We start from the raw sequence: 383 nt of genomic DNA on the forward strand, positions 1-383 counted from the left end.
GTTGCTAATTTTTTCACATCCAAGATGGAAGTCACGAATTTATGGGAAGGATTCCAATGGTTTGGCTTGGTGGCCATCATTCCAGCTATCTTTGCTTTCTTTGTTGCAATGTTAACCAATAAGTACATGATTCGTTTGACTAGAACAAATAAAAGATTAGTTAATGAGATTGAGAGTGGGTTGTACGATACAAAACTCCGTAATGAAAAAACGAAAATTAGAGTGTTGAAGCGCCTGAAAAAGGGAAATGTTTCTACCATTCAAGGAGCTTTATGGCGAATTAGAATCATAGATTTCTTCATTTTTATCGGTATGACTTTACTAACTATCATAATGTTTATAGTAGAACTCTTTTCACCAAATAGTGCAGGAAGTTCAAGTTC

The 383-nt window shown here is 34.7% G+C and carries 1 protein-coding gene; it reads left to right on the plus strand.

Annotated features, from left to right (window positions below; translation table 11 throughout):
- Positions 1-24: 24 nt before the first annotated feature.
- Positions 25-383: hypothetical protein (locus ACLWS4_RS37790; RefSeq protein ID WP_416876542.1), on the plus strand; the 359-nt coding region annotated here is incomplete at its 3' end.

The sequence above is a fragment of the Kitasatospora sp. SC0581 genome (assembly GCF_048159585.1).
Classification (GTDB): Bacteria; Actinomycetota; Actinomycetes; order Streptomycetales; family Streptomycetaceae; genus Kitasatospora.